Source organism: Domibacillus sp. PGB-M46, from assembly GCF_022668875.1.
Classification (GTDB): domain Bacteria; phylum Bacillota; class Bacilli; order Bacillales; family Domibacillaceae; genus Domibacillus.
On sequence record NZ_JAKGCR010000021.1, the window covers coordinates 1 to 23557 of the forward strand.

Annotated in this window: 24 protein-coding genes and 1 riboswitch; of the genes, 19 read left to right on the forward strand and 5 right to left on the reverse strand. The window is 43.3% G+C overall.

All coding sequences use genetic code 11. The features are described from left to right. Positions 1 to 801, forward strand: an 801-nt coding sequence (locus tag L2D08_RS18280; protein WP_242235948.1) for an aldehyde dehydrogenase family protein, incomplete at its 5' end; no start/stop codon positions are given. A gap of 45 nt (positions 802 to 846) precedes the next feature. On the opposite strand, the gene L2D08_RS24200 is transcribed toward L2D08_RS18280, so the two are convergent. After that, complete coding sequence (locus L2D08_RS24200) at positions 847 to 2574, reverse strand: glycine betaine ABC transporter substrate-binding protein (RefSeq protein WP_304653939.1); 1728 nt, start codon at positions 2572 to 2574, stop codon at positions 847 to 849. 4 nt (positions 2575 to 2578) lie between these two features. After that, positions 2579 to 3784, reverse strand: coding sequence for a quaternary amine ABC transporter ATP-binding protein (locus L2D08_RS18295; protein WP_242235950.1), 1206 nt, complete (start codon positions 3782 to 3784; stop codon positions 2579 to 2581). 348 nt (positions 3785 to 4132) lie between these two features. Between L2D08_RS18295 and L2D08_RS18300 the strand changes: the two genes are divergently transcribed. Then, on the forward strand, positions 4133 to 4420 hold the full coding sequence (locus tag L2D08_RS18300; RefSeq protein WP_242235952.1) for a hypothetical protein: 288 nt from the start codon (positions 4133 to 4135) through the stop codon (positions 4418 to 4420). Between the two features lie 8 nt (positions 4421 to 4428). Here the strand turns inward: L2D08_RS18300 and L2D08_RS18305 are convergent, their stop codons facing one another. Both L2D08_RS18305 and L2D08_RS18310 read right to left on the reverse strand, forming a co-directional pair. After that, positions 4429 to 5457: a BlaI/MecI/CopY family transcriptional regulator gene (locus L2D08_RS18305; RefSeq protein ID WP_242235954.1), complete on the reverse strand. Its 1029-nt coding sequence runs from the start codon at positions 5455 to 5457 to the stop codon at positions 4429 to 4431. 184 nt (positions 5458 to 5641) lie between these two features. Further along, positions 5642 to 6697 carry a potassium channel family protein gene (locus tag L2D08_RS18310; protein WP_242235956.1) on the reverse strand — a complete coding sequence of 352 codons (1056 nt, stop codon included), beginning with the start codon at positions 6695 to 6697 and terminating at the stop codon, positions 5642 to 5644. A 423-nt stretch (positions 6698 to 7120) separates the two neighbouring features. Here L2D08_RS18310 and L2D08_RS18315 point away from each other — a divergent pair, with 423 nt between their 5' ends. The 14 genes from L2D08_RS18315 to L2D08_RS18380 all read left to right on the forward strand — a co-directional run bounded on the left by L2D08_RS18315 (position 7121) and on the right by L2D08_RS18380 (position 19242). Then, positions 7121 to 7888 (forward strand): ABC transporter ATP-binding protein, encoded by a 768-nt coding sequence (locus L2D08_RS18315; protein ID WP_242235957.1) that lies wholly within the window; start codon positions 7121 to 7123, stop codon positions 7886 to 7888. Between the two features lie 11 nt (positions 7889 to 7899). Next, a complete protein-coding gene (locus L2D08_RS18320; RefSeq protein ID WP_242235959.1) occupies positions 7900 to 8880 on the forward strand; it encodes an aliphatic sulfonate ABC transporter substrate-binding protein in 981 nt (326 codons plus the stop codon). Continuing rightward, positions 8877 to 9707, forward strand: a complete 831-nt coding sequence (locus tag L2D08_RS18325) for an ABC transporter permease (protein ID WP_242235961.1) — start codon at positions 8877 to 8879, stop codon at positions 9705 to 9707. Before L2D08_RS18320 ends, L2D08_RS18325 begins: the two co-directional genes overlap by 4 nt. A gap of 16 nt (positions 9708 to 9723) precedes the next feature. After that, entirely contained in the window at positions 9724 to 10884 is a 1161-nt protein-coding gene (gene ssuD, locus L2D08_RS18330) for an FMNH2-dependent alkanesulfonate monooxygenase (protein WP_242235963.1), read from the forward strand. A 123-nt stretch (positions 10885 to 11007) separates the two neighbouring features. Further along, on the forward strand, positions 11008 to 11436 hold the full coding sequence (locus L2D08_RS18335; protein WP_242235965.1) for a riboflavin kinase: 429 nt from the start codon (positions 11008 to 11010) through the stop codon (positions 11434 to 11436). Continuing rightward, complete coding sequence (locus tag L2D08_RS18340; RefSeq protein WP_242235967.1) at positions 11381 to 11719, forward strand: hypothetical protein; 339 nt, start codon at positions 11381 to 11383, stop codon at positions 11717 to 11719. Before L2D08_RS18335 ends, L2D08_RS18340 begins: the two co-directional genes overlap by 56 nt. Position 11720: 1 nt before the next feature. Continuing rightward, positions 11721 to 12266, forward strand: coding sequence for an NADPH-dependent FMN reductase (gene ssuE / locus L2D08_RS18345; RefSeq protein ID WP_242235968.1), 546 nt, complete (start codon positions 11721 to 11723; stop codon positions 12264 to 12266). A 798-nt stretch (positions 12267 to 13064) separates the two neighbouring features. Beyond that, a complete protein-coding gene (locus tag L2D08_RS18350) occupies positions 13065 to 13592 on the forward strand; it encodes an immunoglobulin-like domain-containing protein (RefSeq protein ID WP_242235970.1) in 528 nt (175 codons plus the stop codon). Positions 13593 to 14385: 793 nt separating this feature from the next. Next, positions 14386 to 14811: an RrF2 family transcriptional regulator gene (locus L2D08_RS18355; protein ID WP_242235972.1), complete on the forward strand. Its 426-nt coding sequence runs from the start codon at positions 14386 to 14388 to the stop codon at positions 14809 to 14811. A gap of 242 nt (positions 14812 to 15053) precedes the next feature. Further along, positions 15054 to 15245, forward strand: a complete 192-nt coding sequence (locus L2D08_RS18360; protein WP_242235974.1) for a YezD family protein — start codon at positions 15054 to 15056, stop codon at positions 15243 to 15245. A 104-nt stretch (positions 15246 to 15349) separates the two neighbouring features. After that, the gene (locus L2D08_RS18365; RefSeq protein WP_242235977.1) at positions 15350 to 16408 is read left to right on the forward strand and encodes a sulfate ABC transporter substrate-binding protein; all 1059 of its coding nucleotides are present in this window, start codon (positions 15350 to 15352) and stop codon (positions 16406 to 16408) included. A 61-nt stretch (positions 16409 to 16469) separates the two neighbouring features. After that, a complete protein-coding gene (gene cysT, locus L2D08_RS18370) occupies positions 16470 to 17303 on the forward strand; it encodes a sulfate ABC transporter permease subunit CysT (RefSeq protein ID WP_242235978.1) in 834 nt (277 codons plus the stop codon). Positions 17304 to 17314: 11 nt separating this feature from the next. Continuing rightward, complete coding sequence (gene cysW, locus L2D08_RS18375; protein WP_242235980.1) at positions 17315 to 18178, forward strand: sulfate ABC transporter permease subunit CysW; 864 nt, start codon at positions 17315 to 17317, stop codon at positions 18176 to 18178. A 14-nt stretch (positions 18179 to 18192) separates the two neighbouring features. Then, positions 18193 to 19242, forward strand: coding sequence for a sulfate/molybdate ABC transporter ATP-binding protein (locus L2D08_RS18380; RefSeq protein ID WP_242235982.1), 1050 nt, complete (start codon positions 18193 to 18195; stop codon positions 19240 to 19242). Between the two features lie 82 nt (positions 19243 to 19324). Here the strand turns inward: L2D08_RS18380 and L2D08_RS18385 are convergent, their stop codons facing one another. Beyond that, positions 19325 to 19945, reverse strand: a complete 621-nt coding sequence (locus tag L2D08_RS18385) for a YitT family protein (protein ID WP_242235984.1) — start codon at positions 19943 to 19945, stop codon at positions 19325 to 19327. Positions 19946 to 20103: 158 nt separating this feature from the next. Between L2D08_RS18385 and L2D08_RS18390 the strand changes: the two genes are divergently transcribed. From L2D08_RS18390 to nikB, 3 genes are all read left to right on the forward strand, one after another. Beyond that, the gene (locus tag L2D08_RS18390; protein ID WP_242235986.1) at positions 20104 to 20553 is read left to right on the forward strand and encodes an Lrp/AsnC family transcriptional regulator; all 450 of its coding nucleotides are present in this window, start codon (positions 20104 to 20106) and stop codon (positions 20551 to 20553) included. 151 nt (positions 20554 to 20704) lie between these two features. Next, positions 20705 to 20903, forward strand: a riboswitch (cobalamin riboswitch). Between the two features lie 176 nt (positions 20904 to 21079). Then, positions 21080 to 22615: an ABC transporter substrate-binding protein gene (locus tag L2D08_RS18395; protein WP_242235988.1), complete on the forward strand. Its 1536-nt coding sequence runs from the start codon at positions 21080 to 21082 to the stop codon at positions 22613 to 22615. Continuing rightward, on the forward strand, positions 22612 to 23550 hold the full coding sequence (gene nikB, locus L2D08_RS18400; RefSeq protein ID WP_242235989.1) for a nickel ABC transporter permease: 939 nt from the start codon (positions 22612 to 22614) through the stop codon (positions 23548 to 23550). Before L2D08_RS18395 ends, nikB begins: the two co-directional genes overlap by 4 nt. The last annotated feature ends 7 nt before the right edge of the window (positions 23551 to 23557 follow it).

The window sequence follows — 23557 nt, forward strand, 5'->3', positions numbered from 1 at the left end:
GGCCATGAAGAGATCAATGGTATTACGTTTACCGGCTCGAACGGAGTAGGCAAGCAGATTGGCCAGGCAGCGCTGGCACGCGGTGCGAAGTACCAGCTTGAAATGGGCGGGAAAAATCCAGTGATTGTGGCTGCCGATGCCGATCTTGATCTGGCAGTGGAAGCAGTTGTGACAGGCGCTTTCCGTTCAACGGGACAAAAATGCACGGCAACAAGCCGGGTGATTGTGGCAGCTGAAGTGTTTGATGAATTTAAAGAAAGGCTCGTTCAAAAAACAAAAGAAATCACGATTGGCAGCGGCCTTGACAGCCGTACATGGATGGGGCCGTGTGCAAGTGAAAATCAATTAAATACGGTTCTTTCTTATATTAATAAAGGGGTAGAAGAAGGGGCGGAACTCCTAGTCGGAGGCAAACGTGCAGAAGAAGGCAGCCTGGCAGACGGATACTATGTGGAACCAACCATTTTTGACAACTGCACGCCGGATATGGCCATTGCAAGAGAAGAAATTTTTGGCCCAGTCATTGCCCTTTTAAAAGCAGAATCTGTGGAAGAAGCGCTGAAGCTGGCGAATGATACCGAGTACGGCTTAAGTGCTTCTATCTTTACAGCGAATATCGGTCATTTATTGTCCTTTGTCAATGATATGGAAGCAGGGCTGATCCGGGTAAATGCGGAAAGCGCCGGGGTTGAACTTCAGGCTCCATTCGGCGGCATGAAGCAGTCCAGCTCTCATTCCCGTGAACAGGGAGAAGCAGCGAAAGAATTCTTTACTTCGATTAAAACCGTTTTTGTAAAATAAAATGAATAAGAAAAAGAGCTGCTCATTGATGAGCAGCTCTTTTTCTTATTTTAAATCTTCAATAGAATCAATATCCATATACGCTGGTACGACCAGGCCGTTTTTCGTTCCCTGCAAGTTTGGTCCAAGGTCAACGATGTCTTTTTTGTATGTGTTGTAGTATTCAAGGTGGGTACTTGGCAGCCAAGCTGCAACCATCGCATCTGCACTGCCATTTGCAATACTTGCAAACATAGGGCCGACTTCAACCTGGCTCAGTTTTACCTTGTAGCCGTTTTGCTCAAGCACTTGGCCGATTACATTTGTGCTGGCAATTTCCGTATCCCAGGCTACATAAACAAGGCTGATGCTTTGGCCGCTTCCTTTCTGTGCACCCTCAGTCCACTTCGCTACTACATCCGGATGATCGGCAATCCATTTTTGAGCGGCTTCTTCTGCACTTGCGCCTTCTTCAATTTGCACCATTACTTCTTCCATATCGCTTGTTTCCCAGGCGAACTGGTCTAAGATTTGGTAGGCACCAGGTGCATCCTGTTGGAGACCTTTTCGTACGATCGTATTTATATCTTCAGCACCGCCAAAGGTTTGATTTGGATCTTCGAGATATTTTAAATCAAAAGAAGAGAACATCCAGTGCGGCGACCAGCCTGTAATAATGATCGGTTCTTTTTGATCATACGCTTTTTTCAATTCGGCTACCATTGCGGCCGAAGAACCTTCCGTAAGCTTCCAGTCGTCTAAGCCATAATCTTTAATGGCATTTCTAGCTTGTGTCATAATACCGGCTCCAGGCTCAATACCAATGATTTGATAACCAGTTTCGCTGCCGACATCGCCAGCTGGACCGGTTGCTGTTTCATTTTTTGCCAGAGAAAGAACGAGAGCTGCACCGATCACAAGCACGGCCAGTACAGAAAAAACAATTTTCGGACGGATCAAATGCTTGTATGCCGGGTTTCGTAAATTCTGTGTAAGACGGTCAAGAATAATAGCAATAATGACGATCGATAGTCCTGCTTCAAACCCTTGTCCTACATTAATCTGGCTGACCGCACGGTAAACATCCGCGCCGAGCCCTGGAGCACCAACGAGTGAAGCTGTTACGACCATAGAAAGGGCAAGCATAATACTTTGGTTTACCCCGGCCATAATCGTGGGAGTTGCTAAAGGAAGCTGGACCTTAAACAGCTTTTGGCTGTTGCTGGAACCAAAAGCATTGGATGCTTCAATTAAATCTTTCGGCACTTCCTGAATACCAAGATTAGTCATTCGAATCGTCGGGGCAATCGCAAAAATAAAGGATGCGATAATTCCCGGTACAACCCCGATTCCAAAAAACAGAATAGACGGGATCAAATAAACAAAGGCAGGCATTGTCTGCATAAAATCAAGAATAGGCATGACAATATTGCGGACTGTTTTTCGCTGGGCACACCAAATGCCAATCGGTATCCCAATCACAATGGTGAGCAGTCCAGACAAAATGACAATGGCAAGGGTTTGAATACTGGAATCCCAATAACCCAGATTGTCGATCAGCAGCAAGCTGATTAAAGTAAAAATACCCAGTGGCCAGCGGCTCGTATACGTGACAAGAAGCGTTAAAATTAAGATTAAAACAATAGGCGGACCCGCACTTAAAAGATCTACTAAGATGTTTAGCAGGCCATCAATTGTATTTGTGATTAAGGAAAACAAGCCAGCAAATGTGACAGTAATCCAATCCACTAAGGAATCAATCCATGCTCCGAGCGGAATTTTTTGCATATTCATTTGCTTACTCACTCTCCATTTCGTTCAAGGAATCTTTGTTACCGGCCAGCGCTCCAATGAGGGCTCCGCGGATGACAATTCCTTTAATTCTTTGCTGAGCGTCCACAACAGAGATCGGTAAATTGGATGTAGCCATCTCATCCATAATATCGCCAAGCAGTGTGTCTTCTGACGCTGTTGGAATATCGGTAGTCATGACCTCTGGAATCGACAGGTTTTGATCAATAGCCTGACGAGCCTGTTCGGCTGTAATCGCACCGAGCAGCTTCTGCTTGCGGTCTACGACGAAAATACTTGAATAGCCTTGCTTGCGCATAATTTCAAGTGCTACACGAGGCCCGCGGTCAGCGCCAATTTTCTCAGGACGCTTCATCACGTGAGAAGCCGTGAGCACTTTGGATAAATCCACATCTTCTACGAATTTTTCAACAAATTCATTGGCTGGATTCATCATAATTTGTTCCGGAGTGCCGAGCTGGATGACACTGCCGTCTTTCATAAGCGCAATGCGATCACCGATTCGGAGCGCTTCATCCAGATCATGAGTAATAAAGATAATCGTCTTTTTATACTGCTCTTGAATTTCCAGCAGTTCATCCTGCATGTCTTTACGAATAAGCGGGTCAAGGGCACTAAATGCCTCATCCATAAGCAAAATGCTTGTGTCGCTTGCAAGAGCCCGGGCTAGACCGACCCGCTGCTGCATACCACCGCTCAGCTGTGAAGGCAGTTGGTGCTCATATCCTTTTAAGCCCACTACTTCAAGAGCACTCATTGCTTTTTTACGACGTTCATCGGCAGGGACTTTTTGAATTTCAAGGCCATACTCGGTGTTTTCTAAAATAGTTTTGTGAGGGAAGAGAGCGAAGTTTTGAAAAACCATGCTGATTTTCTTTTGTCTAACTTCTCTTAATCTTGCAGCATTCATTTTAACAATGTCTTCGTTTTCAATTAGAATTTCACCAATGGTTGGGTCAATCAGCCGGTTAAACATGCGAATCAAGGTTGATTTACCGCTTCCGGATAACCCCATGATGACAAAAATCTCTCCTTGATAAATATCAAAGTTGACATTATTTACTCCAACTGTCTGTCCTGTTTCATTTAAAATTTCTTTTTTTGTCTTGCCTTGCTTTAATAACTCAATGGCTGCTTTAGGGGATTTGCCAAAAATCTTCGAGACATTTTTTACTTGTACGTATGGATCCATCAAATCACCTCAATATAGAATTGCCAATATCATATTTAGTTTTGCCGATTCCTTCCGTTTTATGCCTGTCATAGCAGGCAGCTTTATAAATGCAGATTTAAATCCGCTGCACCACGAACATAGAGAAAGACAGGAGTCCTGTGCGATCATGTAAAAAGGCCGATCGTTTGGTTGAAAGCGCCGTGCGTACGTGCAACACAGCAGCAATTCAGAGTAAATGAAAGGTTTGTGATTGTGTGAGCATTTCCGGCAGGAAAAAGAGGTGAAATCACAAAAAGAGGAAACGAACAGGTACGGCATAAAAAAATATTAAAATTGGTCTTGTTTTCGAAAAAAGCAGTTTTTTAAATGAACAAACGCTTTGTTTCAAAAGTTATTATATACCTTAACAAAACGTCTGGTAAAATTCAAACGAATAAGCTTAAAATCTATAAAAACATAATTAATCCAGTTAATGTATTTTTTTATTTTGATCAATATATGTATATATTAAAGAAATATTTGGTTTTATGTAATTTAAAGTTATTTTCTTTTTTATATGTAAATGATGCTGTTGGGAGTAAAAATAAGAGCAGGCAGGGGATCAAAGAGAAAGAAGCTGACCACAAGTCTTGCTGCAGTCAGCTCAACGTATAAAGGACATTTTATTTGCCGCTGACTGGCTGTTTCTCTGTACAAACGATTTCCTCAAAATAATCCCACATTGTGGCAGTTCTTCTTTTTCCGGTTTTTGTTAACCTGTATCCGTAACCTCTTCTGTGTACCGATTCTTTTGCAAGGTGAATCCGTTCAACGATGGAGGCTTCATACATAGACTGCACTGCTTTTCTAATTTTGGATACATTTACATTCAACTGATTTTCTAGGTCAATTAAAGACAAAGGGCAGGAATGTTTGTTTAATTCCTGGACGATTTCGAACTCTAGTAATCGAGAGATGTGATATTCCCATGTTTTCTCGTCGCGCAAAAAATAAATCAAACTTTCATTTTCTGCATATTCGCTATGGCGCCGGCGGCAGACTTGTCCTTTTTTAAATAACTCCAGCATCACTTCTTTTAAAGTACGAATCGATATCCCGGTAACAGCTGATATATCTTTTAACGTTCCGCCTTTTGTGGGCAGTTTATCCATCATTTCAATAATATAGGAAGAATCGCGTTCTGAATCTTCTTCAATAACGTAAAGATATCGCTTTCTTTTCCCGGAGTATTCTTTGCTTCTAGAGAGATAACCTTTTTTATATAAGCGGTACAGAACCGTAGCCGTACTTGTTGGCGCAAGATTGAGCAGGGAAGATACACGCTCTGCTGACAACTTCTGGCCGGTAGACTGAAACAACTGATAGACCTGTGCCATTAATGGGGAGAGTTCTTCTTGCTGTGATTCCGCATAAGGCTCGACACCATAATAGACATAACGGGAAATTGTCCGTCCGTTAATCTTGGAGGTGATTTTTTCCCGTTTAATTTTCTTTTCTTGCATTAATGAATGCAACAGGCTGTTTGCCGTTGCTTCTCCTGTGTAAAGCAGACTTGAAATTTCTTTGGTTGTATAAGGGCGCTCTGCTTCCCAAAGCAACTGCCAGATCGCTTCCTTTAGTTTTCTCGATGACTGAACCCTGCAGGAGGATTCATATAATTGTTTGTTTTCCCAATTTGATGACCTGCTCATAATCCAGCATCCTCCTTGTTGTTAAAAACAAACTGCCAACCAAGCTGAAACAAACGGATGAATAACAGCTGTATCATTTAATTAACTGCAACTTGCTATTGATAAACAATTAAGCTCTTTCTTTATCTACCCTTTTTTTTATCAATTTAACTGTGTTGCATCAATATGGTAAATTATGATCAAATTAGTCACTGGCATTCGGCTGAATTTTAGCAATCACTTCTTTATCGCACATTACAAAAAGGCGTGCTTCAGCTGGGATTCGTTCATCTAATTTCTGGTTAATATGAAGATTGCTGTGATCTGCTACAAGGGTGGCTCCCTCATCCAATAGCTCCATAAATGCGTCCCGGTATGTAACCCACTGGGAACGTTTGGCAATTTCATAGATACTTTCGCCGACCTGACGGCTCATTAATTCAGCATAAATATGAGTAATGCCGTGGGAAAACAGAGACCGTACCGCTGCATGGGAAATCATTTCATTGGTCGGAATAAATTCATCGACTTTCACCCGTTCAAATAAACGAATGTGCTTTTGGTGAATGACTTCTGCTGTTACATGAATAGATAAATTCATTTGCTCTTCAATCGACGTAATGGCCGTTGCAATAAGCAGCGTTTTCCCATCAGCCAGAAGTGGATCTTTCGCTGTATCATTTGCTTGTAGAGGCTCTTCAGCAAAGATAATTACTCCTTTGGCTTCCGGCAAATTTGCCCGCATAAGCGTTTCCTCATTCGTTGCATCCCCACGCACATAAAAAAGGTGTTCATCTATTAAAGGAGATTTTTCCAGATGATCAATGAGCACAATATCGATTCTGTTATCCGAATTGATAATTTCTTCCACTGCCGCTTTTGATTTTTCGCTCCATCCGATTAAAATAATATGGTTGCTTCCTGTATATTTCATTTTTCCACCTACCCTCATCTTCTCAATCCGATACACCGATTCAAGAATGTTTCCGATAAACACACTGACCATTCCAATACCTGTAATATAAAGAATAATTGTAAAAACTTTTCCCGCATCGGTTACTGGCGCATAATCCCCAAAACCGACTGTTGCAAGAGCGGTCATGACCCAGTATACGGCTGTTAAATAAGAGCCGAATGTTTCCGGTTCAATCAGCAAAGCAATGTAAGAAGAGGCGAGGATATAAAGAAGAAAAAAAGGAAGAAAGATGCGGCTCCTTAATCTAATTAAGTAATAAATTATTCTTTTAAATGGCAGTCTCATGCACATCATCCTCTGCATTCAGATTCTTTTTCGTTATCATTCCCTCATTTATTTCATGCTAAAACGCCATTCAATAACTGAAAGAGTATTTTTGTTCTTTATCAAAATTGGGATTTTATAAGTAAAAATACCTTTTTTTGAAAAAGTGGTTGACGAATAAGAGAGAGGCATATATTATAATCCATATAGAATTAATCGGATATAAATACCGATGAAAAATAATGTAATCGTGCTGATCAGACAGCTGAAAGCACACGCCTTTTTTAACAGGCGTGTGCTTTTTTGTTGACTAGAAAGGGATGATGGCAATGGAAAGCGACTGCGGCATGATGGAGTGGACAATTGGATAAAAGCTGATCGGACAACCGAAGGCTCTCTGTTCTTTTCTGGCAGGGAGCTATTTTTATTAAAGGAGAGGAAAACATGGTCGTTTCTATACAGGTAGCAGAAAAAGCATTTGGATCTAACGGTAAACGGGCAGTTGTACTTGAAGATATACGGCTGGACATTGAGCGCGGAGAATTTTTAACGATTATTGGGCCGAGTGGATGCGGTAAAAGCACGCTTTTAAAAATTGCAGCCGGGCTTGATACTTCATACAGTGGCAGCGTGACGGTCCATGATCGAAAGGTGACAAAACCAGGCATCAGCCAGGGATTTATTTTTCAAGAGCACCGTCTTTTCCCCTGGATGACGGTAGAGCAGAACATCGCGGCAGACTTGAATTTGCGTGATCCGGGCGTAAAAGCGAAAGTACAGGAACTGATTGATATTGTCCGGCTGACCGGCAATGAAAAAGTATATCCAGCCGAATTGTCGGGAGGGATGTCGCAGCGGGTAGCGATTGCAAGAGCACTGCTTCGGGAGCCGGAAGTTCTCCTGCTTGATGAGCCGTTTGGAGCGCTTGATGCGTTTACCCGCAAGCACCTGCAGGATGTATTGGTCGATATTTGGCAGCGAAAAAAAATTACGATGATTTTAGTGACGCACGATATTGATGAGTCGATTTATTTAGGGACACAACTGGCGATCCTGCGGGCGAAACCAGGCCGTATTCAAAAGTGGATGCCAGTCGGGCTGCCGTTTCCGAGAAACCGTACGTCTTTGTCATTTCAACATATACGTCAAAAAGTATTAGAGGAATTTGAAAAAACCGAGCAATCTGTTTATACAGAAGGCGCAGGAATTTAGGAGGAATTGCTATGAAGAAATGGCTGCTTTTAATTATATCATCATTAATTTTAGCTGCATGCTCCGCGAAAACGTCAGGAGAGGAGCAAGAATTAAAAGAGATTAATATTGGTATTCAACAAAGCCTCAGCCCGCTTTGGATTGCAAAAGAAAAAGGCTGGTTTGAAGAAGCGTTTGAAAAAGAAGGAATCAAAGTAAATTGGACCGAGTTTCAAAGCGGGCCCCCTCAATTTGAAGGGCTGGCAGCAGGCAAGCTGGACTTTTCACAAGTCGGAAACTCCCCTGTTATTGGTGGTCAGGCAGCGGATGTGCCATTTAAAGAAATTGCCCTTTCACAGGATGGACTCAAAGCCAATGCGATCTTAGTGAAAAAGGGAAATTCTATTCAATCGATTGAAGACTTGAAAGGAAAAAAAGTAGCGGTGGCGAAAGGGAGCAGCGGCTTTGACTTTCTCCATAAAGCATTAAAAGATGCGGATGTATCACCAGACGATGTGGAGATCATTCAGCTTCAGCCAGATGAAGCAATGCCGGCATTTGAAAATGGGGCAGTGGATGCCTGGTCAATCTGGGAACCATTTGTCTCACTGCAGACCATTCAAAATGACGCAGAGATTTTAGCGAATGGTGAAACGCTCCATTCGTACTCGCCGGGCTTCACTCTTGTCAGAAGCGGATTTGCTGAGGAGCATCCAGAAGAAGTTGAGCGGTTCCTTGACGTTTACAACAAAACGGTTGATTGGCAAAAAACAAACAAAGAGGAAGCCATCTCCATTTACTCCGAAATTAAAGAGCTCGATAAAGATGTAGTGGAAAGCGTACTGAACAATACAGAACCACTAAATGAACCTATCACAGAGGAGATTATCAAAGCACAGCAGGAAACAGCTGATTTTCAATATGACCTTGGCGTTATTGACAAGGAAATTGATGTATCTGAAGTAGTAGATAATCAATTTATTGAAAAAGTGAAGAAGGAGGGGACGAAATGAAAACAGCAGCTTATGTCGGATTAAGTGGAAAGGAAAAAGCAGCAAAAGTTAAAAAAACGAGGACCATTCCACCGTGGCTTAAAGGATTCGTTGTGCCAGTTATTATTCTGGCTTTATGGCAGTATGCAGGAAGTGCCGGATTGATCTCTGAAACAGTACTGCCGACACCGCTTGCCATTCTCGCGTCGTTTTATGAGCTGGCAGTATCAGGGGAACTGGCTGATAATATGAAAATCAGTATTGCACGGGCAGCAGGCGGGTTTCTGCTGGGCGGAGGACTGGGTCTTTTATTTGGAATCCTGGTTGGATTTTCAAAGAAAACGGAGTCCTATCTAGATCCATCTTTGCAAATGCTCCGTACTGTTCCGCATTTGGCTGTGACGCCGCTCTTTATCTTATGGTTCGGGTTTGATGAATTATCTAAAGTGCTCTTAATTGCACTTGGTGCATTTTTTCCTATCTACATTAACACCTTTCTCGGTATTCGGGGTGTAGATGCCAAGCTGTTTGATGTAGCGCGTGTGCTGGAATTCAGCTGGCGTCATCAAATTACGCGCCTTATTTTACCGGCTGCGCTGCCAAATATTTTGCTTGGTGTTCGGCTGTCGCTTGGGATTGCCTGGCTGGGCCTTGTCGTAGCAGAGCTGATGGGATCGAGTGCTGGTGTCGGCTACATGATTATGGATGCCCGCCAGTTTTCCCAGACAGAAAAAGTATTTGTCGGGATTATCATTTTTGCAGTCGTAGGCAAATTAACAGATTCGTTTGTGAGACTGCTTGAACGAAAATTATTAAAGTGGCGCAGCAGCTTTCAAGGAACCAATTAAAAAAGGAGAGAGATAAATGGAGATTTTATGGTTTATTCCAACACATGGTGACGGTCGTTATTTAGGAACAGATATTGGCGGAAGAGAAGCAGATCATACGTATTTTCGACAGGTGGCCCAGGCGGCTGACCGGCTTGGCTATACAGGTGTACTGCTTCCGACTGGAAAATCATGCGAAGATCCATGGCTTACTGCGGCTGCACTTGCAGCAGAGACTACAAGGCTGAAGTTCCTGGTAGCACTGCGTCCGGGTTTAATGCAGCCATCTGTTGCTGCACGTATGACGTCTACACTGGACCGCTTATCCAATGGGCGTCTGCTTATTAATGTTGTTGCTGGTGGTGATCCTGTTGAACTTGCAGGAGATGGCCTATTTCTTAAACACGATGAACGGTACGAGGCGACGGATGAATTTTTAACGATTTGGCGCGGCCTGCTGGAGGGCGAGACGGTAAATTATGACGGGAAATATATAAAATCAGAAGGCGGCGAATTATTATTTCTACCCGTTCAACAGCCGACACCACCTGTTTATTTTGGGGGCTCCTCGCCTGCCGGCCAGCAGGTAGCAGCTGCCCATTCGGATGTGTATTTAACATGGGGCGAACCGCCGGCTCAAGTCAAAGAAAAAATCGACAGTGTACGCCAGCAGGCTCAAAAAGAAGGGCGCACAGTCCGGTTTGGCATTCGCCTTCACGTAATTGTACGTGAAACGAATGCAGAGGCATGGGCGGCAGCAGATCGGTTGATTTCTCACTTGGATGACGAAGTGATAGAAAAAGCCCAGCAAAAACTAAGCCGTCATGATTCAGCCGGACAGAGCAGGATGGCTGCGCTTCATAGAAAAGGAAAAGAGGCAGACCTTGAGATCAGCCCGAACTTATGGGCAGGTATTGGGCTTGTACGCGGCGGTGCCGGCACAGCACTTGTTGGGGATCCAGAGACGGTTGCGGCTCGTATAAAGGAATATCAAGATCTCGGAATTGAAAGCTTTATTTTTTCTGGGTATCCTCACTTGGAAGAATCATATCGATTTGCAGAGCTTGTCTTCCCGCTTCTTTCATTTGGCGAAGGTGAAGATTTAGGGCGTTCAAGAGGAAATGTTGGAGAAACGATCGGCAATAGCATTTTAGCGCGTAACATAAGGAAAGAGGTAGTTTTTCATAAAAACGATTAAGATACATTAGTATTCGCTGGTATTTTAATATGAAAGCCGTCTGGACCACTAGAGGCCTTTTACGTGAAGCGTATTTGTTTCACGTAAAAGGCCTCTTTGATTTTAAACGAAAGGGTGATTAACATGGCAGATGTACAGTATGTACAATGGATCAGCAAGCCGGCGATGGACGGGGAGGTGATTCATGGTATGAAGACCGGAAGAAAGCTAGGATTTCCAACGGCTAACCTCAGCCAGTCACCTGATTGGATTGAAAATGGTGTGTACGGCGTGCAGGTCCAAATTGAAGATGAATTGCTGAACGGAGTCATGAATATAGGCGTAAAGCCGACATTTGGCTCTCGTTTTGAGCGCATTACAGAAATTCATCTCTTTGACTTCCAAGGTGATCTCTACGGAAAAAGGATCCAATGTGTGCCTCTCTTTCGGATTCGGGATGAACAAAAGTTTTCATCCTTTCATTCATTGCTGCAGCAGATAAAGGAGGATGTAAACTATGCAAGAACTGTATTCAGCCGCCAGGGCGCCGTTCAAAGACAGCGCATTTCTTAATTTGCCTAATACCCGTTTTTATGAATGGTGCCATAAGCAGTATGGGCTTAATCGCGGGGTGCTTAATACGATCGACAATTGGTTTTACGATTATGGAATTATCAACGTCATGTCCCGGCTTATCTATATGTTGGCTTTTTTAGACTATGTAAAAGAAGCGGGACTTCGGAGCAATGGACAAAAATTTATAAAATTCGGGCATGGCGGCCTTTCAGAAAAGTTAAGGGAGTTTCTGAAGCTTCATGATGCCCAGCTTACAGCATTTAAAGGAAAGGATGAATAAAATGACAAAAGCAGCCATTATCTATGGAGGCAACAGCAAGCAGTCCCGGTTAAAAGGAATTTTGGATAAAGCAGCTTCTTATTTTAAAAAAGGGGGCATTGATACAGAAACCATTTTTGTTCATGATCTGCCAGCAAAAGATTTAATTTTGGCCAATTTCAATAGCGAGCCCATTTTAAAAGCAAATAAAACGGTAGAAGAAGCGGACATTGTCGTGGTGCTGACACCTGTGTACAAAGCCGCATACACTGGCATTTTAAAAACGTACCTTGATTTGCTGCCCCAAAAAGGGCTGGAAGGAAAAACAGTTCTTCCACTTGTTCTTGGCGGCTCATTTGGCCACCTGCTGGCTATTGATTATGCATTAAAACCAGTGTTATCTGCACTTGGCGCTACTAATATTTTAAGCGGTGCATATGTACTTGATACACAGGTAGAAAAAACGGAAGATCTAAAATATGTCCTGGCGTCTGAAATTAGTGAGCGGCTGGACCGGGTGCTCGCTTTATCGAAAGAAGAAGCCGACCGTTATCTCGCTTTAAAATGAATGAAGTTTCCCATACGGCAGGGTACAGCTGCGTAGAAACACTTTCTATACGTAAGCGAAACATGACTGCTTAGGGGTTGTAAGATAATCTCCCGCTATATCCTGCTTGTAGAAATGAACAGCCAAAAACTTTACTTATAGCTTTTTGCTATAGGTGAAGTCTTTTTTTAATAAGATAAAAAATATTTTTGATTTTTGAAAAACAAGGAAATAATTTGTGATTTGCAGGAGAACGAGATGCAACGTGGGGATATGCAGTAAGAGGGACGTTCAAAATTTCTAAAAAGATCAAACCCTTCTAAATGATCGAATGCTATTGAGAAAAAGTTCTTTCTTAAACAGACAAATATCGTCATGCCAGCGCATACAATCATAGTATTCAATAGATCAGCCCAAAATACTTGAATATACATCATATTAAAAGCCAATTAAATTGGTGAAAACTTTAATCCAGTGTTTGGGTTAGCGGTTCCCCCTTAGAAAATTGAAGGGGTTGAAAGTCCAATAAATGCCGATCAGACCAACTGAAGGCAGACGCTTTTCACACATTGTTAAAAGTGTTCTGTCTTTTTTGTATGGATAAATCTCAGAAAAAGGGGCTTTAGCAATGTGAAAAGCGGCTTTGGAGTATTATCCGGACAGCAGCCGTTTTAGCAGGAAGCAACTACGTTCTATGAGCGTAGCCTGCAGAGCAGCCAAAAACAAGCCATTATAATCCACAGTTTTCTATTAAAGTAATTCCTATGCATCTTATTCAAAGAGTGAAGCTATATTGCCTATAAGAAAGGAGGATTTATAGTGAATAAACAGAATTTTATTTTACTATTTTTAATTATAAGCGTATTTTTATTGACTGCGTGTCAGATAGGCGACTTTAAAAAGGTGGTAACAGCTGATGAAAAACAGAATAAAGTAGCATCGATCCAGCATATTACACAATCAAAAGATGGTATTACATTAAAGATCGAAAAAAAGCAGGCTAAAATATCTGTAAACGAATTAACCATTACAATATTAAATGAAAGCAAATTTGCTCTTGTACCTGGTGAACGTTTTGCAATAGAAAAAAATATTGATGGTGTTTGGTACTCTGTTCCAGTTCAATTGAAAGTTCCTCAAACAGGCGGCTCTTTTATTCGTCCGGAGGAAGCTTTTGCGCAAACGGTTTCTCTTGATCCTTATCTAGAGAATGATCTTCCCCCAGGGAAATACCGGCTCGTCAAGTTTTTTGGAGAGCTGATGGAGCCCAAGTCAGACCACAATAGGAAAAAACTTATACTGGCCGTTCCTTTTAAGGTCGTCAATAAGGGTCTGTCTATTGAATAAAGAAATATTCTATGAATATATAATTGCTTTTTAAACTGCTTCTTAAGGTGAACTCAAAGCTTACAATTGGCTTTGTTTCAAACTGAGCTTTAATTAAATCATTCATTCATTACAGTTATATGGGTGTTAAAATTCTTTAACTATTTCCAAATTATTAAAAAATATATGGATGAAAATTTGCTCATTTAAAGCAGGCAGCTAGGAGGTTATCAGGTAGAATAAGGATAGAGAAAGAAGGGGGTGAATGAAAGAAAGCAAAAGGTATTTTAGGTTATGTGGTGAATGCTATGTAAAATATTAAGAAAATAAATCCCTATCCATACTTGTTTTTATTTTATAGACGTTACGAAACCGCCCCGCACACTCACTTATTAAAGTGGCTTTTATATGGTCCTATTGTGACCTTATGCCAAATAAGCTGAACCCAAACTAAAACGGGATATATACGCTGTATTTTTTAATCCCCTCATTTACTCCTTTTCCCTGTTTCTTCATGAAGACGACCACAGAAATCCAATTCTACTGCCTTTACAACAATTTAAATAAACGAAAGAGTACTAATTTAGAAATCCAGACAGCCTGGACTTATCACAAGGAACCTAATGATGAGTAGTATAACAATGCTTATATAAAGAAATAAAATGAAGCAACCATTTTTTCTTTTTTCAAATTTTTAGTACAGGACAAAACCTTTTTTGTCGGATGCTTTTTTATTCGAAGTGTAGACATAGTGAGACCAGATGCATATAATTTTAACAAATCCAATCGAAATAGTAAGAATTGAGGTGGAGAAATGAAAGTCTCCAGCCGGGGTGAATATGCGCTGCGGGCACTTATTGTGCTCGGGCAAAAAAAAGAGCTGATGCCAATCAGTGAAATATCAGAAGGAACGCTTGTCACAGTAAAATATTTAGAAAAGATTCTGCTCAGTCTTAAGAAGCTTGGGTATGTCGAGAGTAAGCGCGGCATTCAAGGAGGTTACTTTTTAAGCAAGCCGCCGGCAGAGATCAATATTGGTGAAGTAATTCGGCAAATAGAGGGGCCATTGTCTCCAATGAGCTGTGCGAGTGTTACGGCTTATGAACCCTGTCTGCTTGAAGGAAGCTGTTTGCTAAAGCCGCTTTGGGCGCTTGTAAGGGACACGATCGCTTACGTGCTGGAACAAACAACATTAGAGGATTTATTAAAAGGACAGCTGCGTCCCATCGTTCCTGTTTAATTCGGAAAAATATTTTTTTTGAAAAAACAGGTAGACATCGTTTTCTGAATGGGCTATAATCCAATTATTCAAATAAAACAAACCGAAATACTTGGTTATAAAAAACTACATACTACGCCAATCAGACAACTGAAGGCTCCTTTTAATCTCTATCCAATATGTTTGGCCTGGTGATGAAAAGGAGCTTTTTTTGACCAAAAGTCGACTAAAAAGGTCGAGATTAAAAAATGGAGGGATGCAGCATGGCAGGAAAACAAATTGATGAACAATGGATTGAACGGATTGTGAAATCACTGCAGGGAATTGAATACGGGTCAGTAGAAATTGTCATTCATGATTCACAGATTACTCAAATTGACCGGCTGGAAAAACAGCGGTTTCCATTAAAAAAAAACCAAGTCTACGAGAAACCAAAGCAGGTAAAAATTCAATAAATGCCGATCAGACAAACTGAAGGCAGACTCTTTTAACGGTTCTTTGTTAAAAGCAGTCTGCCTTTTTTATATGGATCACGAATTAGGAGAGAGAGGTTTTGGAGATGAAAAGAAAACCATTTGTTTTATCATTTTTAGCGGGTCTTACCGCAACAGCCACGATTTTGGCAGGATGCGGAAGCAATACCGAAAAGGAAAACGGCGACAGCGGAGCCGCTTCTTCAAAAGAGCCGGTTGAGCTTTTAAATGTGTCTTACGATCCAACACGGGAATTATATGAAGAATTTAATAAAGAATTTGCCGCTCACTGGAAAGAAGAAACAGGCCAGGATGTCTCGATTCAGCAGTCGCATGGCGGTTCAGGAAAACAGGCGCGCGCCGTTATTGACGGGCTTGAAGCTGATGTGGTGACATTGGCGCTTGCCGGGGACGTTGATGAAGTCGCCAAAGCAGGGTTAACAGCAGAAGACTGGCAGGCACGTCTTGATGACAACTCTACACCGTATACCTCTACGATCGTCTTTCTTGTCCGAAAAGGAAATCCGAAGCAGATCAAAGACTGGGATGATTTAGCGAAAAAAGGCGTGTCGGTCATTACACCAAACCCGAAAACGTCCGGAGGCGCGCGATGGAACTACCTGGCTGCCTGGGCGTATGCCGATAAAAAGTTTGATGGAGATGAAAAAAAAGTTAAGCAGTTTGTAGGTGACATTTATCAAAATGTTGAAGTGCTTGATTCAGGTGCTCGCGGCTCTACGACTACCTTTGTGGAACGCGGAATTGGAGATGTCTTGATTGCCTGGGAGAATGAAGCGTATCTTTCGCTAAATGAGCTGGGCAAAGACAAATTTGAAATTGTAAATCCGTCTTTAAGTATTTTAGCGGAACCGCCGGTAGCCGTTGTCGATAAAGTGGCAGAAAAAAAAGGAACAGAAAAAGTTGCCGAAGCGTACCTGGAATACCTGTATACAGAGAAAGGCCAGGAAATTGCCGCTGAAAACTATTACCGTCCACGCAATGAGGAAGTATTGGCAAAATATGCAGACCAGTTCCCGGACATCAGTCTTGTCATGATTGACGATGAATTTGGCGGCTGGAAAAAAGCGCAGCAAAAACACTTTGATGACGGCGGGACGTTTGACGAAATTTATCAGCCAAAGTAGGCATTCAAAGCGGCAGGCTTTTGCCTGCCGCTTTAGCTACCTCTAAGGAGATGCAGGTGACATGATGAGAAAGACAAAATGGAAAAAACACAGTATACTGCCGGGCTTCGGTTTATCGGTCGGCTTTACAACGTTATATGTAAGTTTGCTTGTGCTGCTGCCGCTGGCCATGATTTTTGTCAATACCGCTTCCATGAGCTGGTCTGGCTTTTGGGCAGCTGTAACAGAGCCGCGGGTTATCGCTTCTTACCGGCTGAGTTTTGGGGCCTCCTTTGCGGCGGCTTGTATCAATGTTGTATTCGGCGTACTGATTGCCTGGGTGCTTGTACGGTATTCCTTCCCTGGTAAACGTGTTATTGATGGATTAGTTGACCTGCCGTTTGCGCTGCCAACAGCTGTAGCCGGTATTGCACTCACCACTCTTTACACGGAAACAGGCTGGGTCGGACAGTTTCTGCCTTTTAAAGTCGCTTTTACACCCATTGGCATTACGATTGCCTTAACGTTTATTGGTCTTCCGTTTGTAGTCCGGATGGTGCAGCCTGTTTTGCAAAATTTTGACCAGGAAACAGAAGAAGCCTCAGCTATTTTAGGTGCCGGACGGATGCAGACGTTTTTTAAAGTTATTGTTCCAGAAATTATTCCAGCGGCACTGACAGGATTTGCTTTGGCTTTTGCCCGGGCACTTGGAGAATATGGGTCCGTTGTGTTCATTGCCGGCAACATGCCGATGAAAACAGAAATCACTCCACTGATGATTATGACAAAGCTGGAACAGTATGACTACGAAGGAGCAACGGCGATTGCAGCGGTTATGCTGGTTATCTCGTTTGTATTGCTGCTGTTTATTAATGGCTTGCAGTGGTGGACAAATCGGAAATATTCACATTCTTAAGGAGGAAAACCATGGCTGGACACATCCCGCTGCAGTATGGCAGCAAGCAAGCGGTCAAGCAAACAGCCCGCGAGCCGTTCATGATACGATTTCTCTTAATCACTGTCGCACTTGCTTTCTTATTCCTATTTCTTCTGCTGCCGCTGGCAGCCATTTTTATCAAAGCATTTGAGCAGGGAGTGGGGCTTTATATCGCTTCTATTACTGATCCTGATGCGCTTTCGGCCATTAAACTGACGCTGCTTGTGGTTGTGCTGACGGTTCCGCTCAATGCGCTGTTTGGGCTTGCCGCAGCCTGGGCCATTACCAAGTTTGAGTTCAGGGGAAAAAGCCTGCTCATTACGCTGATTGATCTGCCGTTTGCTATTTCACCGGTTATTGCAGGTTTGGTCTTTGTTCTGTTGTTTAGTACACATGGATTGTTTGGAGATTTCTTATTCCAACATGACATTAAAATTTTATTTGCTGTACCGGGTATCGTGCTGGCTACATTATTTGTTACGTTTCCTTTTGTCGCACGTGAGTTAATCCCTCTTATGCAGGCACAAGGGTCCGCGGAAGAAGAAGCTTCTCTTACTCTTGGGGCGAATGGCTGGAAAACATTCTGGCTCGTTACGCTTCCCAATATAAAATGGGGATTATTATACGGCGTGATTTTGTGCAATGCGCGGGCGGTAGGCGAATTTGGAGCTGTATCGGTTGTATCGGGCCATATTCGCGGATTAACCAACACGATGCCGCTGCATATAGAAATATTATACAATGAGTACCAATTTTCTGCCGCTTTTGCGGTGGCATCTTTAATGTCCATTTTGGCTATTGTGACACTGATCTTGAAAAATATCGTGGAATGGAAGTCCGGCCAGCATGGCTGAAGGAGGAGCAGAAGGTGAGTATTCAAATAAAGGGAGTATCTAAAACATTCGGCTCTTTTGAAGCGCTGAAAAACATCAACCTTGATATTCAAACAGGAGAGCTGGTGGCACTGCTTGGACCATCCGGCTCCGGTAAAACATCGCTTCTTCGTATTATTGCAGGTCTTGAAGAAGCAGATGACGGCGTGATCTTTTTTGGAAATGAAGAAATAACCCATATTCGCACCACTGAGCGGAAAGTCGGATTTGTTTTTCAGCATTACGCTCTTTTTAAACATATGACAGTTTTTGATAATGTCGCATATGGCCTCAGGGTACGGTCTAAAAGAGAGCGCCCGTCTAAAAAAGACATCAAGAAAAAAGTAACGGAGCTTCTTTCACTTGTAAAGCTTGAAGCTTTTGCAGATCGTTATCCAGCACAGCTGTCAGGCGGCCAGCGCCAGCGTGTCGCCTTAGCGCGTGCTCTTGCTGTGGAACCGAAAGTGCTGCTTTTGGATGAACCGTTTGGTGCGCTTGACGCAAAAGTGCGCAAGGAACTGCGCCGGTGGCTGCGCCGTCTCCATGACGAGTTTCATATCACGAGCATTTTCGTTACGCATGATCAGGAAGAAGCCTTAGATGTTGCGAACCGGATTGTAGTCATGAATGAAGGAAGAATTGAGCAGATCGGCAGCCCGGAAGAAGTGTATGAGCAGCCGAACAGCCCGTTTGTGTATGATTTCCTTGGCAATGTAAATGTATTTCATGGCCGCCTCGAAGACGGACAGTGGAGAAATGGAAATCAAGCAGACACTGAACAGCAGGCGCTTGCTTATGTGCGGCCGCATGACATTGTCATTGAGCGGGAAAAACCGACAGAGGATGCTGTAGAAGCGAAAGTGATACACGTTCATGCCGTTGGCCGTACGGTGCATATTGAATTAAAAGAAGAGAAAGCGGAACGCTTTTTAGAAGCCGAGCTGCCGAAAGAACAGTACCGGGAGCTCAACATTCAAACCGGAGAAACGGTGTTTGTCCGTCCAAATCAGTTAAAAGTCTTCGTCCCGGCAGATTTTTCAATCTAAGACCTGCGCAATTAAACAGTGGGGCAATAAAAAAACGGACCGCCGTTCACGGGGGTCCGTTTTTTTATTGCTTGATCGATCATCAGCTTGTTGCCACTGTTCCTTCCACAGCAGGAGAGGCTTCTTTTTTGGAATGGTTGCTTGCGCCGATTTTTTGTTTAAAATGACTGATAATGCTCGACGTAACCATAATTGATAAAACAGATAGAGCACCGTTTAAGAAGCCGATGGAATAAAAACCATATAAAACGACTACAAAATCAAAAAGAAAATTTAGTTTGCCAGGATTCCAGCCCAGCTTTTTCTGAAGAATCAGGGCCACAATGTTTGAACCGCCGAGAGAAGTGCGGTTGATAAATAAAATAGACAGCCCAAAACCGATAATGACCCCTCCGACAACGGCTCCAACTGACATTGGGATTTCAAAAGCAGGAAGCCATCTATCCAGACCTGTCATCGCTGACAGCAGGGTAACTGACAGAATCGTGGAAACGGTAAAATTCCAGCCCATAAAAATAATCGATAACACGTAAAACGGTACATTTACAAGAAAAAAGACCAACCCAAACGGAAGATCAGAGGCATAGCTTAAAAGCAGTGACAATCCTGCAGTACCGCCCGTCATGACTTCCGCATGCTGTAAAATCAAGGCGCCGATGCTTGTGAGCAGGCAGCCAAGTATAATGTATAATATTCTTTTCATTTCTATCTCCTTTTTATACAGCTTCATGCAAAATTAGTACCTTCATGATACAATCTGGATAAAGATTTATACATGCAATAATGAATATATTTGATCAAATATAGTTGCAAAATGAATCGGTTTTAGGGAAAAAACATTCATTTTGAAAAGGAGGAAAGATGGACAAAATTGATATTGATTTGCTGGCGCTCCTGCAGGAGGATGCCCGCATGACGATTAGCGAGCTTTCTAAAAAGCTGGCCCTGAGCCGGCCCAGCATTACCGAGCGGCTGCACCGGCTGCAGGAGCAGGGCGTAATTGAAGGATTTGCGGCACGGGTATCCCCGGCCAAAATAGGCAGAGATACGCTGCTGATCATTCAAATCAGTGATTTGAAAGTGTCGGCCAACGAATTCGAGGAAATGATTGCAGGGGACTTGGATGTTATCGAATGCCACCGTGTAACAGGGCACTTTGGTTACTTTATTAAAGCAGCCGTTGATGGAATGGACAGTCTGAGGCTGCTCGTGGACAGGCTGATGCCTTACGGTAATGTTCACACATCTATTATCCTTACATCCCCGGTCACATTTCGGCCCATTCTGCCCAAGCCGGAAGAAAATAAGTAAATGTATAGAAAAAAATCAGCGGATCTAATAGGACAGAAGCCGGTCGTTTGTTGACTTTTCTCTTTCTTAAACTTAACATGGAAGGGAATTTTAAAAGAAGTATGTGAGACTCAGCATCGATTTTGCTGCTCAAATGATCATTCACAAAACATCATATTGTACGGAAACAGGTGCGCAACATAACATGCATTTTGCGCTGAAAAGGGAAGCCGGTTCCAATCCGGCACGGACCCGCCACTGTATAGGGATATCGGCTGCGCCGATTTTTTCAGAAAAGCCACTGGTTAAGCCCGGGAAGGCCTGAAAGAGATGCCCCAAGTCAGGAGACCTGCCTGTTTTAACATCACTGTTTGACCTACGGGACTTGGGAAGGTGGTTAGGATGCTTACGGCCGGCTGCATGGGTCTCTTTCTGGGGGATGGTGTGCAGTTCCTTCCTTTTTATTTTAATGAAAAGCATTTCTGACCTCCAAACCTGGTCGGAAATGCTTTTTTTCGTTTATTACAACATAGGAGGTGTTCACAGGATGAGAATGAGAACACAAACATTTACTTTTCTTTTATGGATCGCGGCCGCAGGCCTGTTTTTATTATCCGGGTGCGGGTCGGAAAAGGGGGCAGATGCCTCAAAGGAGCCATCAGCAACATTCGCTTTTCCTTGGAGCCCGTCAAGCCTGGATCCTCATGGAAGCGACAGCTGGGAGATCATGCGTTCAGGCGCTGGAGAAACACTGGTCAAGCTGAACAAAGAGCTGGAGCCTGTTCCGTGGCTCGCAAAGGAATGGAAACAGGAAACCCCTACGACATGGACGTTTGGGCTGCAGGAGAATGTGACTTTTCATAATGGAAAACCAATGGATGCGGCCAGTGTAAAAGCATCTCTACAGCGCTCTATCGAAAAAGAAGCAAAAGCGAGAGACTTATTGAAGATTAAAACGATAGAAGCAGCCAGCAATCAATTGAAAATCGAAACGACCGAGCCGAATGCAGCTCTGCCCGCTCATTTAGCAGATCCATCGGTCACGATTGGAGATGTGGGGACGCTTGGAAAAAGGGGGACATATCCAGCCCTGACAGGTCCTTTTCAAATGGAAGAATTTCATAAAGACGAGTCGCTCGCTTTAAAAAGATATGAGCAGTACTGGGGAGAAAAAGCCCTTCTTTCAAATATTACGATCCGGTTTATTCCGGAAGGGAATACACGGCTGATGGCTCTGCAATCGGGAGATGTAGATGCAGCAGTAGACATTCCCGTTGATAACATAGACGTGCTTCAAAAAAGTAATCAGTTCGAAATATTAACAGCGCCATCTCTTCGTACGCATATGATGCTGTTTAACGTTCAGTCTTCTGTGTTTAAAGATGCGGCATTTCGAAAAGCGGTGGACGCTTTAGTTCCCAAAGAGGAAATTGTCCAATCTGTGATGAAAGGAAAGGCATTAGCCGCAAATGGGCCATTTCCTGACTTGCTCCCATTCGGTCAGGGGGAAGAGAAAAAGGAAACAGGTTCCTTTGAAGCATTTATGAAGGAAGAAGGGTGGAAGAAAAACGAAGAGGCACGATGGGAAAAGAATGGAAAGCTTTTTGAAATAAATATGCTGACGTTTCCGCAGCGCCCGGAACTGACCGTGATGGCCGAAATCATTCAAAGTGAGCTCCTCGCAAATGGAGTCCAAGTCAACCTCCGCCAGGTCGAAAATATCGATGAAGCACTGGCAAAAGAAAAGTGGGATGTGGCGATGTATAGTATGCTGACCGCTCACACGGGCGATCCAGAATACTTTTTAAACCTTTTTTACCGTTCAGACAGCAGTTCGAATGTAAGTCATTATGCTTCACCTGTACTTGACCAGCTGATTGCCCAGTTAAAGGAAACGGCTGATCAGGAGCAGCGGAATGAGCTGGCACTGAACATACAAAAAATCATCACTAGTGATATGCCGCAGTCATTTCTCGTACATCCCGAAACCATTTTTGCCGTCAGAAAAGGCCTGACAGGATTTGAACCGCATGCAAGCGAGTTTTACTATATCCATTCTCAAATAAACGTGGCTGGCGAATGAAAATAGTGATTCGTTTCGGAGTTGAGCGTATTGCCCAACTGGTACTCGTTGTTTTTTTGGTTTCATCGCTTACCTTTTGGCTCCTGCGGCTGGCACCGGGAGATCCGGCTTATTTGCTGCTCACTGCCCATAATATTCCGGTATCAGATGAAGCGCTGGCTGATTTACGGGAAGAGCTTGGATTAACAGACAGTTTGGGCAGTCAATACATGAACTGGCTGCAAGATGCTTTCACCCTTCAATGGGGAACCTCTTACGTATCCAAAGAACCGGTCGCCAATGAACTGCTTAGCCGGATACCCGCTACGCTGGAGCTGGCCGGTGCAGGACTCCTTGTAATGGTGCTTGTTACCTTCACCATGGGCGGGGCAACTGCTCTTTATTCAAGCGGATGGCTCAATCGGATCGGAAGGGGTGCCGCATTGCTTGGCTCATCCGTTCCTTCCTTCTGGCTGGGCTTTCTGCTTATCTATGTTTGTTCAGTACAATTCGGCTGGCTTCCTTCAATGGGCCGTGGGACGGCCGCGCATCTTATCCTGCCGGCTCTGACGCTTGGGTTAGGCCTTGGTACTGTTTATGCCCGGGTGCTGCGCTCCAGTCTGCTCGAAGTAATGGATCAGCCATTTGTTCAAGCTACAAAAGCGAGAGGATTATCAAAAAGGCGTATTTTGTTTTTTCACGTATGTAAGCATGCACTCCTGCCGGTAGTGACGATGATGGGAACAAGCTTTGCTTTTATGCTGGGGGGAAGCATGATTGTGGAATCGATTTTTTCGTGGCCAGGTTTAGGAAACTATATGATTGAATCCATAAACAAGCGGGACTACCCGGTGATTCAAGGCTACGTGATTCTCACCTCGTTTTTATTTGTATCCATCCATATTGCCGTTGATCTTCTCTCTAAACTTGTAGATCCACGAATGCGCGCACGTTAGGGGGAGA